This is a genomic window from Allobosea caraganae (assembly GCF_003351345.1).
GTDB classification, from domain to species: Bacteria; Pseudomonadota; Alphaproteobacteria; order Rhizobiales; family Beijerinckiaceae; genus Allobosea; species Allobosea caraganae.
Window position 1 is genome coordinate 53,427 of sequence record NZ_QQTO01000012.1, and the last position, 16,977, is coordinate 70,403.

Sequence of the window (16,977 nt, forward strand, 5' to 3'; positions counted from 1 at the left end):
GAGCCACATCGCACCGCCGCCCATCATGGAACAGACGATCCAGTCCGCTCGCCAGCAGGCGGACAGGCACTGCCAGGCCCGGATGGCGCCGATCGACGCACCAGCAGCGCCCGACACAGGACAAGGTCAGACACGGCATGCGTGAGACGGGGCAGGCCATGGCGGAGATTGCCGGCGGCATTTCCTCCTGGCGCATCTGGTGGATGCTGGGGCAAAGCGACATCGCCCGGCGCTACAAGCGCTCGCGCCTCGGCCAGATCTGGATGACGATCAGCATGGCCAGCATGATCTTCGGCATGGGATTGGTCTATTCCACCATCTTCAAGCAGGAGCTCGGCAGCTACCTGCCCTTCCTCGCCACCGGCATCGTGCTCTGGGGCTTCATCGCCGGCTGCATCAACGAAGGCGCCATGGCCTTCATCGAGAGCGACTCGATCATCCGGCAGACGGACCTGTCCAAGTTCACCTACATCCTGCGGGTGCTGACCCGGAACGTCCTGACCTTCGCGCATAACTTCGTCATCATCCCGATGGTTCTGCTCATCTGCGGGTCGCCAATCAGCTGGACGATACTCCTGTTTCTTCCGGGCCTGGTGCTGGCGCTGCTCAACCTCAGCTGGATCGCCTACCTGCTGGCAATCCTCTCGGCCCGCTTCCGCGACATCCCGCAGATCATCCAGAGCGTCGTGCAGATCGCGTTCTTCATCACGCCGGTGATGTTTCGCCCGCATCAGCTCGGTGCGGACCACCCTTTGCTCCTGCTCAATCCCCTGGCCGCGCTGCTCTCGGTCATCCGCGACCCGTTGCTCGACATCGTGCCGACCGCCGCGAGCTATGCGATCGCGCTGGGGATGGCCGTCCTCGGCTGGCTGCTGACGCTGAACTTCGTCCGACGCTACTCGCGGCGCATCGTCTACTGGCTGTGAGGCGGAAATGGCCCAGGTAACGCTCAAGAACGCCTCGGTCGAACTCGCGATCTACAATTCGCGGGGGCGCGGGCTGAAGAACGAGATCCTGCGCCGGGCGGTGGGCGGGAGCCTCGAAGACACGCGCGACCGCAGCGTGACCGTGGTGCACGCGCTCGACGCCATCAACCTCGAGGTCTCGAGCGGCGAGCGCATCGGGCTGATCGGCCATAATGGCGCCGGCAAGACCACGCTGCTGCGCGTGCTGGGCCGAATCTACCCGCCGACAAGCGGCGAAGCGACCATCACCGGACGGGTCTCCTCGCTCATCGACCTGTCGATGGGCATGGATTCGGAATCGACCGGCTATGAGAACATCGTCCTGCGCGGCGTCATGCTCGGCCTCACCCGGACGCAGGCCCGCGCGCTCATCCCGGACGTCGAGGAATTCAGCGAGCTCGGCGAATACCTGAACCTGCCCGTCCGGGCTTATTCCAGCGGCATGCTGCTGCGCCTCGCCTTCGCGGTGAGCACCGCCGTCCGACCGGACATCGTCATCCTCGACGAGGTGATCGGCGTCGGCGACGCGTCCTTCGCCCAGCGGGCCGAGCAGCGCCTGCACGGCATGATCGACAAGGCGGAGATCATGTTCCTGGCCTCCCACGCCAACAACTCGATCCGGCGCTTCTGCCAGCGCACGCTCTGGCTCGCCGGCGGCAAGATCGTCATGGATGGCCCGACCGATGAGGTCATGGACAAGTACGAGAGCGCGAACGCCGCAGCAGCCCAGGAGCAGGCCGGCTGATCGGGGCGCTTGGCCTGCTCGAGCGAAGGGCCTATTCGATCCGGCGATGCCCCGCAAAGCCCGCCTCCTCGATCACGTCGCAGTTGGATGGAACCATCCAATTGCGAAAAACGTGACCGTCGCCCAAAAGTCAGAGCATGGCTTACGCGAAAAACCGATTCCCGCTTTTTCGCGCCGTGCCCTGGCGATCCTCGTCCTCCTCGGCAGCGCGCTCGCTGGCCCGGCCCAGGGCAATCCGGCCGAACCTGCCTCCTCGGGCATCGATGACGCGCTCTGCCGGCTGATCGATGCGTCCGCGCGCGAGCATGACGTTCCCTCTGCCTTCCTCACCCGCCTGATCTTCCAGGAATCGAGCTTCCGCCCGGGCGTCACCAGCCCGGCCGGGGCGCAGGGCGTGGCGCAGTTCATGCCCGGCACGGCGCGCGAACGCGGGCTGATCGACCCGTTCGACCCCGAGCAGGCCGTGCCGAAGGCGGCGCATTTCCTGGCCGAGTTGCGTCAGCGCTTCGGCAATTGGGGGCTGGCCGCAGCAGGCTATAACGGCGGACCCAACCGCGTCGCCGGCTGGCTGGCGCGCGGCGGCACCGGAGCCCTGCCCTACGAGACCGAGAACTACGTCGTCGCCATCACAGGCGCGAGCGCGCAGCAATGGGCCGAGGATGCGATCACTGAAGCCAGCCGCGACGCGCGCGACCTGCCGCTCATTCGCCGTCCTGCGACGCCCGACGGCACCTCGCCCTGCGGCACGGTGGTCGAGGCGGTTCGGGCTGGCAGCCGCCCCTCGCTCAGCATCGCGGAGGCCGCCTTCGCGCCCTGGGGCGTGCAACTCGCCGGCAATTTCTCGAAGGCGCGGGCGCTCGCCTCGTTCAAGCGCGCCGCCGCCAGGCACCGCGCGGTGGTCGGCGAGCTGCTGCCGATGGTGATCGGCACGCGGCTGCGCAGCCGCGGCACGCGCGCCTTCTACCGGGTGCGGCTGCCGGCGGCGACGCGGACCGAGGCGACCGCGCTGTGCCGGCGGATCCAGGCCCAGAGCGGAGCCTGCGTGGTGCTGCGGAGCTGAGAGACCCTTTGGCAATTTTACCAGCGACGGCCGTCTGACGCGGCTGTCTGCGCTTCCGGTGCTCACAGACATTAGTCTGCTCCGCTCCGGTTCTCGACAGCCACGCCAGCCCACTCGCGCTGGCGAATTCCAAAACGGTCTCTGAGTTGCTCCCGCTATGTTGCAGGTGCGCAACGGACGCTTGGGAAAGCCTCGCCCCTCGCGCCGATGTGATGGCTGGCTGATTGCAGCCTATGCGCGATTCTGACAGGAAAGTGAGGAGATGTTGACCTTTTGCAGTCAACTTCATGTCCTTCGAACCGCCGTCCTTCCAGAGGTCCCGATGAACCGCTTCTTCCGCATGGCCATTCTCGCCGGCCTCGGCGCGATGGCTGCCGTCTCTGCCGCCCAGGCCTATGAGATCGACCCGCTGACCCGCCTGCCGCTGATGGCCGACACCGACGCCAGCAAGGCGCAGGCGACGGCGATCCCGCGTGAGGTCGTCTCCTATGACGGCAAGCAGCGCCCGGGCACGATCGTGATCAACACCAGCGAGCGCCGCCTGTACTTCGTCCTGCCCGATGGCAAGGCGATGCGCTACGGCGTCGGCGTCGGCCGCCCCGGCTTCGACTGGGCCGGCGCCCAGACCATCACCCGCAAGGCCGAATGGCCGAGCTGGACGCCCCCGTCCCAGATGATCAAGCGCCGCCCCGACCTGCCGCGCTTCATGCCCGGCGGCCCGGAGAACCCGCTCGGCGCCCGCGCGATGTATCTCGGCTCGACCCTCTACCGCATCCATGGCTCGAACGAGCCGGAGACGATCGGCCAGGCCGTCTCCTCGGGCTGCATCCGCATGCTGAACGAGGACGTGATGGATCTCTACGAGCGCGCCAAGGTCGGCACCCGCGTCGTCGTCGCGCGCTGAGCGAGGCGACCTATCGAATAGGGAAAAGGCCGGCTCCAAGCCGGCCTTTTTCTTTGAGCCCAGATCCCGCTAGAGCATGCTGCGATCGGACGGGGACCTCTCCGCGTCATCCCGGACAAGCCGCGTTTGCGGCGCAGTTCCGGGATCCATCGTAAGGCTCCGCAGCGCCCTATGATGGATCCCGGAGCTCCGCTGCGCTGCGTCCGGGATGACGGCGTTTGATTCTGCCAAATCGCAGCCTGCACCAGGGCGTCTGTGCCGACGACACCTTCAAGTTCGATCGCAGTGCAGCCGACGAGATCGCTTGAGGACCCCGGCATCGCTGCCGGGGTTTGTCACTTTGTTCGACAGTGCCGTTAGCGAAGGCCACCCGTCACGTGCAGGGTCTCGCCGGTGACGTAGGACGCGCCCTCGGAGGCGAGGAAGGCGACGACCGAGGCAATCTCCTCGACCTTGCCGATGCGGGCCATTGGCGTGACGGATTCGATCCAAGTGCGCATGTCGCCCTCGGCCAGCCCCGCCGAGGTGACGCCCTCGGTGGCGATCATGCCGGGATTAACGGCGTTGACGCGGATATTGCGCGGCGCCAGTTCCTTGGCCAGCACGGTGGTGATGGCGTCCACCGAGGCCTTGGTGGCGGTGTAGACTGCCGTATCCGCCGGCTGGATGGTGGAGACGCCCGACGAAATGTTGATGATGCTCCCGCCGTCTGCGCTGAAATTCCGCACCGCTTCCTGGGAGACCAGCAAGAGGCCCAACACGTTCAGGTCGAAATGCTTGTGGAAGTGCTCCGGCGTGATGCCGTCGAGCGGGGCGAATTCGTAGATGCCGGCGTTGTTGACGAGCACATTGATCGGCCCCAGCGCCTTCACGGTTTCCGCAACGACGGATTTTACATCCTTCGGATCGGCGAGATTGCCCTGAACGGCGACTGCCTTGCCGCCATTTGCGACGATCTTCGCGACGACATCGTCGGCGCCCTTCTTGCTCGATGCATAGTTGACGGCGACAGCCGCGCCTTGCGCTGCGAGCTGAAGCGCGATTTCGGCGCCGATGCCCTTAGATGCGCCGGTTACCAGAGCTACCTTGCCTTGGAGTGTCTTGGTCATGATCGTGGTCCTTGATCGTCGTTGAGTTCATGAGTTCGATAGTTCGGAAATAATGAACTATTGAACGACGTCAAGGGCAGGCCTATATTTATTTCATGGTTCAGTTCGTTCACCCATCGACGCAGGACATCACACTGGCCGGCGTGCTCTCGGCGCTGGCCGATCCGACGCGTCTGAAAATCGTCAAGAGCTTGATCGGGCAGAAGAATTGCCTGTCGTGCACTGCCGCGGCACCATGCCCGAACATGGCCAAGTCAACATTGTCGAACCATTTCCGCGTGCTGCGCGAGACGGGGCTCGTCCACACGACGAAGCAGGGCGTTGAGCATCGCAACGCGCTGCGCGAGGCGGACATCAACGCGCGATTTCCAGGGCTGCTGACATCGATCCTGCAGCACGCTGAGGACGACTAGATCGCCGTGCGTCCTTTCGGACGCAAAGTGGCGATCTAGGCTTTTATTATTGCATCGGATTTTCTCGAAAACCGGATTCCACTTTTCGGTCCGATGCCCTAGCCAAGTTTAGGTGGGTCGGCGTATCGCGCCGGCCTTTTTCTTTGGGTCTGCGACGATGCGGCGACTGCGCTCAGCCCTCGGCCCGCAGCAAGCCGGCCGCGAGATGTCGGAATGCCTCGACGGCCCTCGCAAAGACGGCGTGAGGATCATCGGCGGCCGCGATCCAGAGCGAGGCGTTGAGCGCCGCTCCATTGAGCAGCCGGGCGGCGGCTTCCGCATCCACCGGCCTGACCGTTCCCTCGTGGATCAGCGCCTGGATCGTTTGCGTGGTCGTGCGAAGGCACGCATTCTGATTGGCCCATTGCGATGGATCGCCGAGCACGGCCGGCCCGTCCCGCAGCATGATGCGCTGGATCTCCGGCTCCAGAGCCATTTCGACATAGGCGATGCTCTCCGCGAGGAATCCGAGCCAGCGGGTCTCCGCCCGTTCTTGAGCAACGCGCATCCGCACCAGCATTTCGGCGTCGATCTGGTCGATGACGGCCTGCAGCAGCCCCTTCTTGTCGCCGAAATTGTGATAGAGCGCGCCGCGCGTCAGGCCGGCTTCGGCGGTTAGGTCATCCATCGACGACGCCGCATAGCCCTTGGCCGCGAAAGCCTTCCGGGCGGCCTGAATGAGCTTGGCTCGGGTTTCCTCCACCATCTCGGCACGTCGTCTCGCGACCATCGCCATCTCCCGCAAATAACATACGCGCCGTATGCATATTGACATACGGTGCGTATGTGCGGATATACCGACATACGGGATGTATATCAACGGCCGTCCCGGCCGGTGAAGCGCTGCGGACCCCCAACCTCAGCCCGCGCGCACGTCTCTCGCCGTTCCCGGCGAAGCAACGTCGCGTCGGGAGGTCGGGCCTGATTTGTTCGAACAGGAGTGAAATCATGACCAAACGCGATGCGGTGTTCCCTGCCGGCCGGCAGGCGCTCTACGAGATCCACCACTATTCGGCGGCGATTCGCTCCGGCGACTTCCTGTTCGTCTCGGGCCAGGTCGGCAGCCGCGAAGACGGTTCGCCCGAGCCGGTCTTCGAAAGCCAAGTCCAGCTTGCCTTCGACAATCTCGCGGCCGTGCTGGAGGCCGCCGGTTGCACGTTCGACGACATCGTCGATGTGACCACGTTCCACACCGATCCGGCCACGCAGTGGGAGACCGTCACCGCCGTGCGACTGAAGGCGATCGGCGAACGGCCCTACCCGAACTGGACCGCGATAGGCGTTAACTGGCTGGCGGGCTTCGATTTTGAGATCAAAGTCATCGCGCGCCTGCCTCAGTCCACCTGATCAATTGCATCACCGAGCACCTGCCTTGGAATTGGCTGGCGTTGAAGCCGATGCCGCCAAAGCCGCGGCTGATCGGCTTGACCGCACGCCATGTCGGCTCTCAGGCAGGTGACGACGTTCTGCTTCCGACCAATTGCGAACCGGACGCGTCGGCGCAGTTCGTCGGGCGAGACGCGTGATCAGGCAGGAACGTACGTCAACCTGATCGCGTCCTCGCCAATTCGATCGCTGGCCACAAGGCGGAGCGGCGGCCGGGGACCGGCGAAGAATGGCTTGCCGCGACCAAGCACGACGGGGTGCAAGTAGAGGCGATACTCATCAATAAGACCAAGGTCGGTCAGGCTTCGCGCCAGGTCTGGTCCGGAAACGGCAATCTCCCCGACGAGCCGAGCCTTCAGCCCACGGACCACCGCCTCGATGTCATCCGAAACAAGTGTGGCGTTGGGGCCGACCGACTTCAACGAGCGCGATACGACCCACTTCGGTTGGCTCCTCCACGCCGCCGCGAAGTCGCGTCGCTCCGCGTCCCACTCAGGATCGTCTTCATCCCAATAGCGCATGATCTCGTACATACGGCGACCGTACACACTGCCGGTCAGGTCGCGCACGTGCTCTATCCAATGACGGAAGAGCGCGGGGCTTGGCGCAAACGCCATGTAGTCGATATAGCCGTCCAGGGACTGGTTCATTCCGAAGACAAGCTTCGCCATGCTGCAAAATCTCCATCCCAGGGTCTTCAGAACAGCTTGAGCCGCCGTTACGCGCAGGTGAGGTTGGGCACAAACTGCGCGCCGCCTTGTCGGCCTGACGAACAACCAGAAGTCCGCCAACCATCGCTCGCGGCCTTTGGCCGGCAAAACCGCGAGCGCGCTCTACCTCTGCCCGCTCCGCTCCCGCGACAGTCCCTTCTCCGCCAGCGCGTCGAGATAGGCCTGCATCTTCTCCCCGCCATGCTCGCCAAGCTCGCGCAAATAGTCCCAGGCGAAGATGCCGGTGTCGTGCATGTCGTCGAAGCCGAGCTTGACGGCGTAGTGGCCGACCGGCTCGACGCGGAGGATCTCGACCTCGCGCTTGCCGGGCACGGTCTGCTTCTGCGTCGGACTGTGGCCCTGCACCTCGGCCGAGGGGCTCTCGACCCTCAGCAACTCGGCGGCAAGTGCGTAGCTCGCGCCGTCCTCGAAGGAGACGTGCAGGGTGCGCCGGTCCTTGGACAGGCGGATTTCGGTCGGCCAGGCTGACATCTTCGTGTTTCCCAACGCTGCACGCGATTCATATCGTGAGCATGTCCTAGCCGCAAAATCGCGCCCCACTTTTGCGGAACATGCTCAAGTGCATGTGACGATTGCCGCTATTGACGTCGCGCCCCGCGATGCCAATGTCTCTGCAAGCTATAGCAATGCTGTTGCCACCACGCACGTGCGAGCAACAGGTGGTGGAAACGCGGCAGAGACGAAAACCAGAAGTGCTTCTCGATCCCCACAAGCCCCTGATGCGCGCACCCCTGGTCGATCCGTTCGGCCGGGAGATTTCCTATCTGCGCATCTCCGTGACGGATCGCTGCGATTTCCGCTGCGTCTACTGCATGTCCGAGGACATGACCTTCCTGCCCAAGCGCGACCTGCTGACGCTCGAAGAGGTCGACCGCGTCGCCACCGCCTTCGTCGCGCGCGGCACGCGCAAGCTGCGCATCACCGGCGGCGAGCCGCTAGTCCGGCGCGACATCATGAACCTGTTCCGCTCGCTCTCGCGCCACCTGACCTCGGGCGCGCTCGACGAGCTGACCCTGACCACCAACGGCTCGCAGCTCGAGCGCTATGCCAGCGAACTCGCCGCCTGCGGCGTGCGCCGCATCAACGTCTCGCTCGACACGCTCGACCCCGACAAGTTCCGCAAGATCACGCGCTGGGGCGACCTCGCCAAGGTGCAGCGCGGCATCGAAGCGGCGCAGAGGGCGGGCCTCCGGGTCAAGATCAACGCGGTGGCGCTGAAGGGCGTCAACGAGGACGAGATCGAGGGCCTGATGGCCTGGGCCCACGGGCTCGGCATGGACCTGACGCTGATCGAGGTGATGCCGCTCGGCGAGATCGAGCCCGGCCGGATCGACCAGTTCCTGCCACTCTCGATCGTGCGCGCAAGGCTGATGGACAAGTACACGCTCGACGACGACCCGTACCGCACCGGCGGACCGGCGCGCTATGTCCGGGTGCGCGAGACCGGCGGGCTGCTCGGCTTCATCACGCCGATGACGCATAATTTCTGCGAGAGCTGCAACCGCGTCCGCCTGACCTGCACGGGCACGCTCTACATGTGCCTGGGCCAGGAGGACGCCGCCGACCTGCGCTCGGCCGTGCGCGCCTCAAGTGACGACGCCCTGCTCTACCGCGCCATGGACGAGGCGATCTCGCGCAAGCCCAAGGGCCATGATTTCGTGATCGACCGGCGGCGCTCGCGCCCGGCCGTGGGCCGGCACATGAGCGTGACGGGCGGCTAGTCACTGCCCCCCGGCAAGTCCCACAGCGCAGCCTTCACTTGCCGCGACAGGTCTCGCTCTGGCTCTTGCCTGCCCGCGCCAGCGTGGCGTCGTTCCCCTTGATCCAGAATTCCACGGCGCCGGACGCATAGCGGCCGCCATCGGCAGAAACCACTTGCGGCAGCGTGAGCTTGCCGCGCTCGCCGGCAATCGTCAGGACGACGTTTCTTGGCGTAGCGCCCGGAGCGGAAAACGCCGCGGTCAACCGCGTGCCGCCACTGCAGTCATAGCGCAGTTCGGCGGATAGGGCCGGGCCGGTCATCGCCACAACGGCGAGAAACCCGGCACATGCGACAGCTTTGGCGGCCATGTTGCCCTCCCTGGAAGCCGAACAGCCCGGATGCGAAGCGCTCATCCTGCGGCCAGCGGTCTGTGAGCTAGCACACATTTTCGCCGGGTCCGAGCGGCTATGCCTCTAGCGCTTTCAAGGCGCCTTGCTCGACCACCTTCCAGGAGAGACAGATGCGCAGCAGCCTTGCCCTTGCCCTCGTCACTCTTGTCACCCTCGGCCAGCAGCTCGGTGCCCAGAGCGCCGAGAGAGCCGATCATGACCGTCAGATCTCCGCCTGCAATGCCTGGCGGGAGCGGCTCTCGAACACGGTCCGCGACAGCAGCGGGACAGGATCGCTATCGCTGGAGGATGCGGCCGCCGCGAACGGGCTGATCGAGATGATCGGGAGGCGCTGCAGCGGCGACGATCCGCAGAGGATGTCCCAGCTCTTCGCCATCGTCCTCGACACGCTGAGCGACCAGAGGCAGCAGCCATGATGCCGGTCGCAGCGCTGACGGACCTGATCGGCTTTCTTGCCGCCGGCATGACCCTGACGGCCTTCTGCTGCACGCAAATGATCTCGCTCCGGGCGGCTGCGATTCTGGCGAACCTGCTCTTCATCGCCTATGGCGCGCTGCTCAATCTGACCCCTGTCCTCGGACTCCATTGCATCCTGCTGCCGCTCAACCTGCTGCGCTTCGCCGGTTGCATGCGGGAGAGGCAGGTCGATCTGCCCGGCCGGGCGACTGGACCATGCCCATTGCGGCGGGCGCCGCCTCTCCATCACTGACGCACGCGGCCAGTGCCCGCCGGTCCCCGGCGCCGACCCGGCTGGGTCGCGTTTCGACGATGGCGGGGCCCTCGTTCCCGCCTCTTTTGAGGCCCAGCCGTAAGAGCAGTCTCCCGCCTGCCCAAGCCCACCATCGCAAAGACGAGGAGGACACCATGGATGCCACCACGACCGACGCCTTCATCGGAGCCATGCGCGGCCCAGTCGTGACCCGAGCGGATGCGGACTACGACTCCGTCCGCAGCCTCTATAACGGCATGATCGACAAGAGCCCGATGCTGATCGCGCGCTGCACGGACGTCGCCGACGTCGTCACCGCCGTGAAATTCGCCCGCGACAGCGGCCTGCGCGTCGCGATCCGCGGCGGCGGGCATAACGGCCCCGGCCTCGCCAGCGTCGATGACGGGTTGATGATCGACCTCTCGCTGATGAAGGGCGTGCGCGTCGACCCCGCCAGCCGCACCGTGCGCGCCGGCCCCGGCTGCACGCAGGGCGATGTCGACCACGCCACGCACGCCTACGGCCTGGCGGTGCCGGCCGGCATCGTCTCCAGCACGGGCATCGCCGGGCTGACGCTGGGCGGCGGCACCGGCTACCTGACCCGCAAGCACGGGCTCACCAGCGACAACCTGATCGAGGCCGACGTCGTGCTGGCCGATGGCCGCATCGTCACGGCGAGCGCGGCGGAGAACCCGGACCTCTACTGGGGCCTGCGCGGCGGCGGCGGCAATTTCGGCATCGTCACCAGCTTCCTGTTCAAGGCGCACCCGGTCGGCATGGTCTATGCCGGGCCGGTGTTCTGGGACATCAAGGACGCGCAGCAGGTCATGAAGGCCTATCGCGACTTCCTGCCCGGCGCGCCGGAGGAGCTCGGCGCCTTCGTGGGCCTAAAGACCGTGCCGCCGGTGGAGCCCTTCCCGGCCGAGCATCGGGGCAAGAAGGCCTGCGCCGTCATCGCCTGCTATAACGGCCCGGCCGAGCAGGGCCAGGCCGCCATGGCCAAGCTCTTGAGCAAGCTGCCGGCGCCGCTGTTCAACTGGATGGGCGAGATGCCCTTCCCGGCGCTGCAGTCGATGTTCGACCCGTTCTTCCCCAAGGGGATGCAGTGGTACTGGCGCGGCGACTTCGTGAAAGAGCTGACCGACGCTGCGATCGACGCCCATATCGTCCAGGCGCAGCAGGTTCCGAGCGCGCTCTGCCTGATGCATCTCTACCCGATCGACGGCGCGGTGCGCCGCGTCGGCCGGAACGACACGGCCTGGAACACGCGCGACGCGACCTGGTCGATGGTGATCGCCGGCATCGACCCGAACCCGCAGAAGGCCGGCGAGATCACGCGCTGGACCAAGGGCTATTGGGAGGCGGTGCATCCCTATTCAGGCAGCGGCGGCTATGTGAACTTCATGATGGAGGATGGCGACGTCAGCCGGCTCAAGGCGACCTATGGCGACAATTACGAGCGGCTGGTCGCGCTGAAGGCGAAGTACGATCCGGAGAACTTCTTCCGCATCAACCAGAACATCAAGCCGATGCACGCCTGAAGAAGGCTACATCCGGTAGGCCATGCGCACGCCGCCCCAATGGCGGCCGTTGATGCGCAGCGGGGCATCGACCTCGCGCATGACATGGGTGACGCCGCCGCCCATGTCGCGGTGATAGGACTGGACCAGGAAGGGCCGCACCGACCGCGCCGCCATGATGCCGGCGCGGTCGTCGAAGATGCGGCGGTTGCGGCTGTTGGCCGTGTTCCAGACCGTCTCGCCCGGCCGCTGCTTCTGGGCGAACGGCACGTTGTGCACCGGGATGTAGCCGTTGCGGTCGATCGGCACCGCGAAGACGAGGCGCGGGTCGCTGCCGAGCATCTCGGCCAGGATCGGCGGCAGCAGCGCCTCCAACGCCGGCAGGGCACGATGCGTGAACTGCTGCGGATCGGTGCCGGCGACCGGCTGGTAGTCGATGTCGAACAGGTCGGCCTCGCTGAGCTTGCCCTGGCGCAGCGCCAGCTCGTAGAGCGCCGCAATGCGGGCGGCGAAGTGCTGGGCGCGGTCGATCAGCGGCCGGTAGGATTGCTCGATCTCGTCGAGCAGCCGGCGCAGCGGCTCGTGATCGCTGACAGCCGTCCCGTCGAAGGCGACGTGCAGGCCGAGCTCGCTCTTCGCCATCAGGCGGCAGACTAGCGGCGGCAGGTCGGCGATCGTGATCGAGCCGGACAGGCCGGGCTGAACCTTGGGCGTGCCCTGGCCGGCCAGCAGCGCGCCGCCAAGGCCGAGGTCGACGGTCTGCGACGAGAAGCTGTCGGAGCCAAAGCGCGCCTGGACCGGGTATTCGGCGGGAAAGCGATCATGCTGGCGGCGGTCGGCGAAGGCGGTGTGGCGCAGCAGCGGCACGAAGCGGACCAGCAGCCCTTCCGACTGCCTGGCGCCGTCGGCCATGGCACCCCGCGCCTCGGCGCTGCGGGCGGCGGCCATGAGCGCCATCTCGTCGATCTCGCCGACCTGGCGCGAGACGGTGTCGATGAAGCGGGCGGTCTCGTCGGCGCTGCGCGAGAGTTCGGCCGCAGCGGCGGCCTGCTCGTGGGCTGCGCTGCCGATCGCGGCGATGACCGGGTTGACGTCGCGCACCATCTGCAGCGCGTCGTTGACGATGCCGGCCGAGCCCTGGGCCGTCTGAGCCAGCCTGTCGACGCGGCTGCGGATATGGTCGACGGCCTCGCGCACCTCGACCGAGAGCGCCTTGACCTCCTGCGCCACGACGGCGAAGCCGCGCCCGCTCTCGCCGGCGCGCGAGGCCTCGATGGTGGCGTTGAGCGCGAGCAGGTTGGTCTGGCGGGCGATCTCGGCGATCGAATCGACGATGGAGCGAATCTCGACCGTGGCGATGGCGAGCCCGGTCATCATCTGCGTCGCCTCGCCGGCGCGCGTGGCGGCGGCCTCCAGCATGTCGCGGGCGCCGTTCATCGAGCTGCCGACCTGCTCGGCGGCGTCGGAGACCTGCTGGGTCGCGGTCGCGAGCGCGCTCGAATTCAGGCTCGCGGTCTCGGCCGCCTCGCGGAGGTCGCCGGTGCGCCTGTGGATGCCGATCGAGCCCTCCTCGGCCTGGCTCGACGTGTGCTCGGCCTGGTAGAGGCGCCCGGTCAGACGGCGCAGCGCAGCGACGACATCCTGCTCGAGCGCGCCGACCGCCTCCCGGATCGAGGCCTCGGTGTCGAGCGGATCGCTCTCGTCATAGGTGGGTGCCGCACGCATGCTTTTGGCAGGCGTGAACGGCCCTGCGGGCACAGCCCGGTTTCGGCTGTCCAACCAGCGCCGTAGCCTGTCGCGAAGCATCAGCAATCCCGTTCAGCAAGGAACCAGGCGTTTATCGATTCATAACGTTAACAAAGCCTGACCTTGCGTCAGATCGAGGCGCCAGCCAGCACGGCGCGGCATGGAGCCCCGCTACTAAAAGCGCTTCGCACTTCCCGAGATCATGTTTTAAAGCTCCGCTCCCATCCTGCTCTCGCTCTGAGCCCCCTGCCCCCTCTGCAAGGCCACTCTCATGACGAGCCAAAGCTATGACGTGATCGTCGCCGGCGTCGGCGCCATGGGCTCGGCCGCCTGCTGGCACCTGGCGCAGCGTGGCCTCAAGGTGCTCGGGCTGGAGCGCTTCGACCTCGGCCATGCGATGGGCTCCTCGCACGGGCTGAACCGGATCATCCGCCTCGCCTATTTCGAGGGCTCGCACTACGTGCCGATCGTGCGGCGCGCGCACGAGCTCTGGGCCCAGACCGGCGCGGAAGCCGGGATGCAGCTGCTGCACGTCACCGGCTCGGTCGACCTTGCGCCCGAAGGGGCGGGGATGGTCGAATCCTCCCTGAAATCCTGCCTCGACCACGGGCTGACGCATGAGGTGCTCGACGGCAAGGAGATCGCGCGGCGCTTTCCGGCCTTCCACCTGCCGGCCGGCCATCTCGGCCTGTGGCAGCCGGATGGCGGCTTCGTCGCCTCCGAGAAGGCGATCTACGCCCATGTCGGGCTGGCGCAGTCGCGCGGCGCCGATATCCGCACCAACGAACCGCTGCTCGACTGGTCTCCCACCGCTGACGGCGGCGTCACCGTGCGCACCGAGCGCGGCACCTATTCGGCCGGGCGGCTCGTCATCACCTCCGGCGGCTGGATCACTGATGCTGTGCCGGCGCTGGCGAGCAAGCTGACGACCGTGCGGCAGGCCATCGGCTGGTTCACCACGCGGCGGCCGGAGCTGTTCCGGCAAGGCGCCTTCCCGGTCTTCATCCTCACGGTCGAGGAAGGCAATTTCTACGGCTTCCCGCTCTACGAGCATCCCGGCTTCAAGCTGGGCGGGCCGCATTTCGCGCGCGAGCCGATGGACCCGCGCGATCCCGACCGCACGCCGAGCCCGCAGCAGGTCGCGATGATCAGGGAGTGCCTGGCGCGCTACCTGCCCGATGCCGCCGGCGACCCGCTGACGCTGAAGGGCTGCGTCTACACCGTCTCGCCCGACGAGGACTTCGTCATCGACACGGTGCCGGGCGTGCCGCAGGCGGTCTTCGCCTCGTGCTGCTCCGGCCACGGCTTCAAGTTCGCCAGCGCCATCGGCGAGATCCTCGCCGACCTCTCGACCAGCGGCCGCTCGGCCTTCAACCTTTCCCCCTTCTCGCTCGGCCGCCTCGCGGCCTGACCGGACATTCCCCGACAGGACGCCGTCTTGGCCAGTGCCGCCCAGAACCGCCGCGGAATCATCGCGTTGCTGATGGCGATGTCGCTCTTCGTCGGCAGCGACACGCTGATGAAGCTGGCGCGCGAGATCTATCCGGCCGGGCAGGCGCTCGCGGTGCGGGCGATCTTCGCCATCACCGCCGGCATCGTGCTGGTCTTCCTGTTCCGGGAGGGGCGCCACCTCGGGAAGCTGCTCAAGCCCTACGTCCTCCTGCGCGGGGTGATCGAGGGCACGGTCGCGCTGACCTTCATGTGGTCGCTCGGAAAGCTGCCGCTCGCCAACATCACCGCCATCCTGATGGCCTCGCCGATCATCATCGTCGTCATGGCGGTTCTGCTGGGCATCGAGAGCGTCGGCTGGCGGCGCAGCCTGGCGGTGGTCGTCGGTTTCCTCGGCGTGCTGCTGGTGATCAGGCCGGCGCCCGAGAACTTCGACATTCCGGCGATCGTGGCGCTGATCAGCGCCATCCTGGTCGGTGCGCGCGACCTGCTGACGCGCAAGATCGGCAGCGACATCCCGGCGACGGTGGTCACGCTGTCGACGACCGTGATCGTCGGTGCGTCCTCGCTGGGGCTCGGGCTCTTCGAGACGTGGCAACCGGCATGGCGCCTTGAGACCCTCTATCTCGCGGCCGCCGCCGTGCTGGTCACGATCGGCAGCGTGCTCACCGTGATCGCCTTCCGGAGCGGCGATATCGGCGTCATCTCCGGCTATCGCTATTCCGTCGTCGTCTTCGCGGTGCTCGTCGGCTATCTCGTCTGGGGCGACATGCCCGACGCCTGGGCGATGGCCGGCATCGCACTGATCGTCGCTAGCGGGCTCTACACGCTGCACCGGCAGCGCGTGCGCCCCGATTCCAAGCTCCAGATCGAAAGCGGGCCGACGCCATGAGCGCGACCGCTTTGCCAGCCAGGCCGACGCTGCTGGTGCTCGTGGCGATCTCGATGCTGCAGCCGATCGCGCTCAACCTGCTGGCGCCGGCGACACCGGCCCTGGCGCGCGCCTTCGGCGCCAGCTACGCCACGATCCAGCTCACGCTGACGCTGTTCCTGGTGGCGGTGGCGGTGACGCAGCTCATCATCGGCCCGCTCTCGGACCGGTTCGGCAGGCGGCCCTGCGTCGTCGCCGGGATCGCGGTCTTCGTCTCCGGCTCGGTGCTCGGCGCGCTCTCGCAATCGACCGGCGTGCTATTGAGCGCGCGGGTGCTGGAGGGCGCGGGGTCCGGCATCGCGTTTGCGCTGGCGCGCGCGATCATCCGCGACACCGCGAGCAAGGACCAGGCGGCGAGCCAGATCGCCAGCGTCACCATGGTCATGGTGGTGGCGCCGATGATCTCGCCCTATCTCGGCGGCCATATCGAGACCTGGTTCGGCTGGCGCGTGATCTTCTGGTTCATGACCGCAGTCGGCAGCGCCGTGCTGCTGCTGACCATCCTCAAGCTGCCGGAGACGGCGCCGAGCGTCGGCATCAGGACCTCGCTGCTCGGCGTGTTCCGCGCCTTCCCGGCGCTTGCGGTCGATCGCGGCTTCCTCGTCAACGTCGTGGCGCTGGCGATGACCTCGGGCGCCTTCTTCGCCTTCGTCGCGGCGGCGCCCTACATCATCGTCGAGATCATGGGCCGGGGCTCGGACACCTACGGCGCCTATTTCGTCCTGAACGCGCTCGGCTACATGATCGGCAACTTCTTCATGTCGCGCCAGGTCGTGCGGCGCGGCACCGGGCCGATGATCCGGTTCGGGCTGATCATCTCGTTCGCAGCGATGAGCGTCGCGCTGGCGCTGTCGCTGAGCCCCTGGTGGACGCCGCTCACCTTGTTCGTGCCGCTCGCCGTCAGCGCGCTCGGCAACGGCTTCACCATCCCCGGCTCGACCGCGGCCGCGCTCTCGGCCAAGCCCGAGCTCGCCGGCTCGGCAGCGGGGCTGATGGGCGCGCTCCAGCTCGGATCGAGCGCGCTCGTCACCGTGATCATCAGCTGGCTGGTGACGATCTGGCCCCAGTCGCTGGTCGTGACGATGTGGCTGATGACCGGAATCGGCCTGTTCTGCCTGCGCTTCGGCGGCTTCAAGCCGCGCGGCTGAGCGAGAGCCC

At 66.7% G+C, this 16,977-nt stretch carries 19 protein-coding genes; 13 read left to right on the top strand and 6 right to left on the bottom strand.

The annotated features are described in order from the left end of the window. Positions 1 to 137 precede the first annotated feature (137 nt). From DWF00_RS05805 to DWF00_RS05820, 4 genes are all read left to right on the top strand, one after another. Entirely contained in the window at positions 138 to 926 is a 789-nt protein-coding gene (locus DWF00_RS05805; RefSeq protein ID WP_147283732.1) for an ABC transporter permease, read from the top strand. 7 nt (positions 927 to 933) lie between these two features. Continuing rightward, positions 934 to 1,710: an ABC transporter ATP-binding protein gene (locus DWF00_RS05810; RefSeq protein ID WP_114830490.1), complete on the top strand. Its 777-nt coding sequence runs from the start codon at positions 934 to 936 to the stop codon at positions 1,708 to 1,710. A gap of 157 nt (positions 1,711 to 1,867) precedes the next feature. After that, entirely contained in the window at positions 1,868 to 2,770 is a 903-nt protein-coding gene (locus DWF00_RS05815) for a transglycosylase SLT domain-containing protein (protein WP_425453062.1), read from the top strand. A 322-nt stretch (positions 2,771 to 3,092) separates the two neighbouring features. Next, positions 3,093 to 3,674, top strand: a complete 582-nt coding sequence (locus tag DWF00_RS05820) for a L,D-transpeptidase (protein ID WP_114830492.1) — start codon at positions 3,093 to 3,095, stop codon at positions 3,672 to 3,674. Between the two features lie 356 nt (positions 3,675 to 4,030). Here the strand turns inward: DWF00_RS05820 and DWF00_RS05825 are convergent, their stop codons facing one another. Further along, a complete protein-coding gene (locus tag DWF00_RS05825) occupies positions 4,031 to 4,783 on the bottom strand; it encodes an SDR family NAD(P)-dependent oxidoreductase (protein ID WP_114830493.1) in 753 nt (250 codons plus the stop codon). A 95-nt stretch (positions 4,784 to 4,878) separates the two neighbouring features. Here DWF00_RS05825 and DWF00_RS05830 point away from each other — a divergent pair, with 95 nt between their 5' ends. Further along, positions 4,879 to 5,196 carry an ArsR/SmtB family transcription factor gene (locus DWF00_RS05830; RefSeq protein ID WP_114830494.1) on the top strand — a complete coding sequence of 106 codons (318 nt, stop codon included), beginning with the start codon at positions 4,879 to 4,881 and terminating at the stop codon, positions 5,194 to 5,196. A gap of 172 nt (positions 5,197 to 5,368) precedes the next feature. Here the strand turns inward: DWF00_RS05830 and DWF00_RS05835 are convergent, their stop codons facing one another. Next, positions 5,369 to 5,965, bottom strand: coding sequence for a TetR/AcrR family transcriptional regulator (locus DWF00_RS05835; RefSeq protein ID WP_114830495.1), 597 nt, complete (start codon positions 5,963 to 5,965; stop codon positions 5,369 to 5,371). Positions 5,966 to 6,183: 218 nt separating this feature from the next. Between DWF00_RS05835 and DWF00_RS05840 the strand changes: the two genes are divergently transcribed. After that, positions 6,184 to 6,582 (top strand): RidA family protein, encoded by a 399-nt coding sequence (locus DWF00_RS05840; RefSeq protein WP_114830496.1) that lies wholly within the window; start codon positions 6,184 to 6,186, stop codon positions 6,580 to 6,582. A 179-nt stretch (positions 6,583 to 6,761) separates the two neighbouring features. Here DWF00_RS05840 and DWF00_RS05845 read toward each other — a convergent pair whose 3' ends face one another. Together DWF00_RS05845 and DWF00_RS05850 are read right to left on the bottom strand one after the other, a co-directional pair. Continuing rightward, positions 6,762 to 7,292 carry a dihydrofolate reductase family protein gene (locus DWF00_RS05845; protein WP_114830497.1) on the bottom strand — a complete coding sequence of 177 codons (531 nt, stop codon included), beginning with the start codon at positions 7,290 to 7,292 and terminating at the stop codon, positions 6,762 to 6,764. 162 nt (positions 7,293 to 7,454) lie between these two features. Then, positions 7,455 to 7,823 carry a gamma-butyrobetaine hydroxylase family protein gene (locus DWF00_RS05850; RefSeq protein WP_114830498.1) on the bottom strand — a complete coding sequence of 123 codons (369 nt, stop codon included), beginning with the start codon at positions 7,821 to 7,823 and terminating at the stop codon, positions 7,455 to 7,457. Positions 7,824 to 8,071: 248 nt separating this feature from the next. On the opposite strand from DWF00_RS05850, the gene moaA reads away from it, so the two are divergent. Next, positions 8,072 to 9,073 (top strand): GTP 3',8-cyclase MoaA, encoded by a 1,002-nt coding sequence (moaA, locus tag DWF00_RS05855; RefSeq protein ID WP_181832749.1) that lies wholly within the window; start codon positions 8,072 to 8,074, stop codon positions 9,071 to 9,073. Between the two features lie 34 nt (positions 9,074 to 9,107). Here moaA and DWF00_RS05860 read toward each other — a convergent pair whose 3' ends face one another. Then, positions 9,108 to 9,422 carry an MliC family protein gene (locus DWF00_RS05860; RefSeq protein WP_114830500.1) on the bottom strand — a complete coding sequence of 105 codons (315 nt, stop codon included), beginning with the start codon at positions 9,420 to 9,422 and terminating at the stop codon, positions 9,108 to 9,110. Positions 9,423 to 9,574: 152 nt separating this feature from the next. On the opposite strand from DWF00_RS05860, the gene DWF00_RS05865 reads away from it, so the two are divergent. The 3 genes from DWF00_RS05865 (at position 9,575) to DWF00_RS05875 (ending at position 11,714) form a co-directional block, all read left to right on the top strand. Beyond that, positions 9,575 to 9,880 (top strand): hypothetical protein, encoded by a 306-nt coding sequence (locus DWF00_RS05865; protein ID WP_114830501.1) that lies wholly within the window; start codon positions 9,575 to 9,577, stop codon positions 9,878 to 9,880. Then, positions 9,877 to 10,173 carry a hypothetical protein gene (locus tag DWF00_RS05870; protein ID WP_114830502.1) on the top strand — a complete coding sequence of 99 codons (297 nt, stop codon included), beginning with the start codon at positions 9,877 to 9,879 and terminating at the stop codon, positions 10,171 to 10,173. The genes DWF00_RS05865 and DWF00_RS05870 overlap by 4 nt, the downstream gene beginning before the upstream one ends. A 155-nt stretch (positions 10,174 to 10,328) precedes the next feature. After that, the gene (locus DWF00_RS05875; protein ID WP_114830503.1) at positions 10,329 to 11,714 is read left to right on the top strand and encodes an FAD-binding oxidoreductase; all 1,386 of its coding nucleotides are present in this window, start codon (positions 10,329 to 10,331) and stop codon (positions 11,712 to 11,714) included. Between the two features lie 6 nt (positions 11,715 to 11,720). On the opposite strand, the gene DWF00_RS05880 is transcribed toward DWF00_RS05875, so the two are convergent. Then, the gene (locus tag DWF00_RS05880) at positions 11,721 to 13,418 is read right to left on the bottom strand and encodes a methyl-accepting chemotaxis protein (protein ID WP_181832750.1); all 1,698 of its coding nucleotides are present in this window, start codon (positions 13,416 to 13,418) and stop codon (positions 11,721 to 11,723) included. A 292-nt stretch (positions 13,419 to 13,710) separates the two neighbouring features. Here DWF00_RS05880 and solA point away from each other — a divergent pair, with 292 nt between their 5' ends. From solA to DWF00_RS05895, 3 genes are read left to right on the top strand one after another with little or no spacing between them, the layout of a single operon-like run. Beyond that, positions 13,711 to 14,850, top strand: a complete 1,140-nt coding sequence (solA, locus tag DWF00_RS05885; protein WP_114830505.1) for an N-methyl-L-tryptophan oxidase — start codon at positions 13,711 to 13,713, stop codon at positions 14,848 to 14,850. Positions 14,851 to 14,877: 27 nt separating this feature from the next. Continuing rightward, the gene (locus DWF00_RS05890; RefSeq protein ID WP_114853004.1) at positions 14,878 to 15,780 is read left to right on the top strand and encodes a DMT family transporter; all 903 of its coding nucleotides are present in this window, start codon (positions 14,878 to 14,880) and stop codon (positions 15,778 to 15,780) included. After that, positions 15,777 to 16,967 (top strand): multidrug effflux MFS transporter, encoded by a 1,191-nt coding sequence (locus DWF00_RS05895; protein WP_114830507.1) that lies wholly within the window; start codon positions 15,777 to 15,779, stop codon positions 16,965 to 16,967. Before DWF00_RS05890 ends, DWF00_RS05895 begins: the two co-directional genes overlap by 4 nt. The last annotated feature ends 10 nt before the right edge of the window (positions 16,968 to 16,977 follow it).

Bases quoted from the DNA above. Each gene is read 5' to 3' on its own strand.
- DWF00_RS05840 (WP_114830496.1), top strand. From the start codon at position 6,184: ATGACCAAACGCGATGCGGTGTTCCCTGCCGGCCGGCAGGCGCTCTAC.
- DWF00_RS05835 (WP_114830495.1), bottom strand. From the start codon at position 5,965: ATGGTCGCGAGACGACGTGCCGAGATGGTGGAGGAAACCCGAGCCAAG.
- DWF00_RS05825 (WP_114830493.1), bottom strand. From the start codon at position 4,783: ATGACCAAGACACTCCAAGGCAAGGTAGCTCTGGTAACCGGCGCATCT.
- DWF00_RS05830 (WP_114830494.1), top strand. From the start codon at position 4,879: ATGGTTCAGTTCGTTCACCCATCGACGCAGGACATCACACTGGCCGGC.
- DWF00_RS05805 (WP_147283732.1), top strand. From the start codon at position 138: ATGCGTGAGACGGGGCAGGCCATGGCGGAGATTGCCGGCGGCATTTCC.
- DWF00_RS05880 (WP_181832750.1), bottom strand. From the start codon at position 13,418: ATGCGTGCGGCACCCACCTATGACGAGAGCGATCCGCTCGACACCGAG.
- DWF00_RS05875 (WP_114830503.1), top strand. From the start codon at position 10,329: ATGGATGCCACCACGACCGACGCCTTCATCGGAGCCATGCGCGGCCCA.
- DWF00_RS05820 (WP_114830492.1), top strand. From the start codon at position 3,093: ATGAACCGCTTCTTCCGCATGGCCATTCTCGCCGGCCTCGGCGCGATG.
- DWF00_RS05810 (WP_114830490.1), top strand. From the start codon at position 934: ATGGCCCAGGTAACGCTCAAGAACGCCTCGGTCGAACTCGCGATCTAC.
- DWF00_RS05895 (WP_114830507.1), top strand. From the start codon at position 15,777: ATGAGCGCGACCGCTTTGCCAGCCAGGCCGACGCTGCTGGTGCTCGTG.
- solA (WP_114830505.1), top strand. From the start codon at position 13,711: ATGACGAGCCAAAGCTATGACGTGATCGTCGCCGGCGTCGGCGCCATG.
- DWF00_RS05850 (WP_114830498.1), bottom strand. From the start codon at position 7,823: ATGTCAGCCTGGCCGACCGAAATCCGCCTGTCCAAGGACCGGCGCACC.
- DWF00_RS05845 (WP_114830497.1), bottom strand. From the start codon at position 7,292: ATGGCGAAGCTTGTCTTCGGAATGAACCAGTCCCTGGACGGCTATATC.
- DWF00_RS05865 (WP_114830501.1), top strand. From the start codon at position 9,575: ATGCGCAGCAGCCTTGCCCTTGCCCTCGTCACTCTTGTCACCCTCGGC.
- DWF00_RS05860 (WP_114830500.1), bottom strand. From the start codon at position 9,422: ATGGCCGCCAAAGCTGTCGCATGTGCCGGGTTTCTCGCCGTTGTGGCG.
- moaA (WP_181832749.1), top strand. From the start codon at position 8,072: ATGCGCGCACCCCTGGTCGATCCGTTCGGCCGGGAGATTTCCTATCTG.
- DWF00_RS05870 (WP_114830502.1), top strand. From the start codon at position 9,877: ATGATGCCGGTCGCAGCGCTGACGGACCTGATCGGCTTTCTTGCCGCC.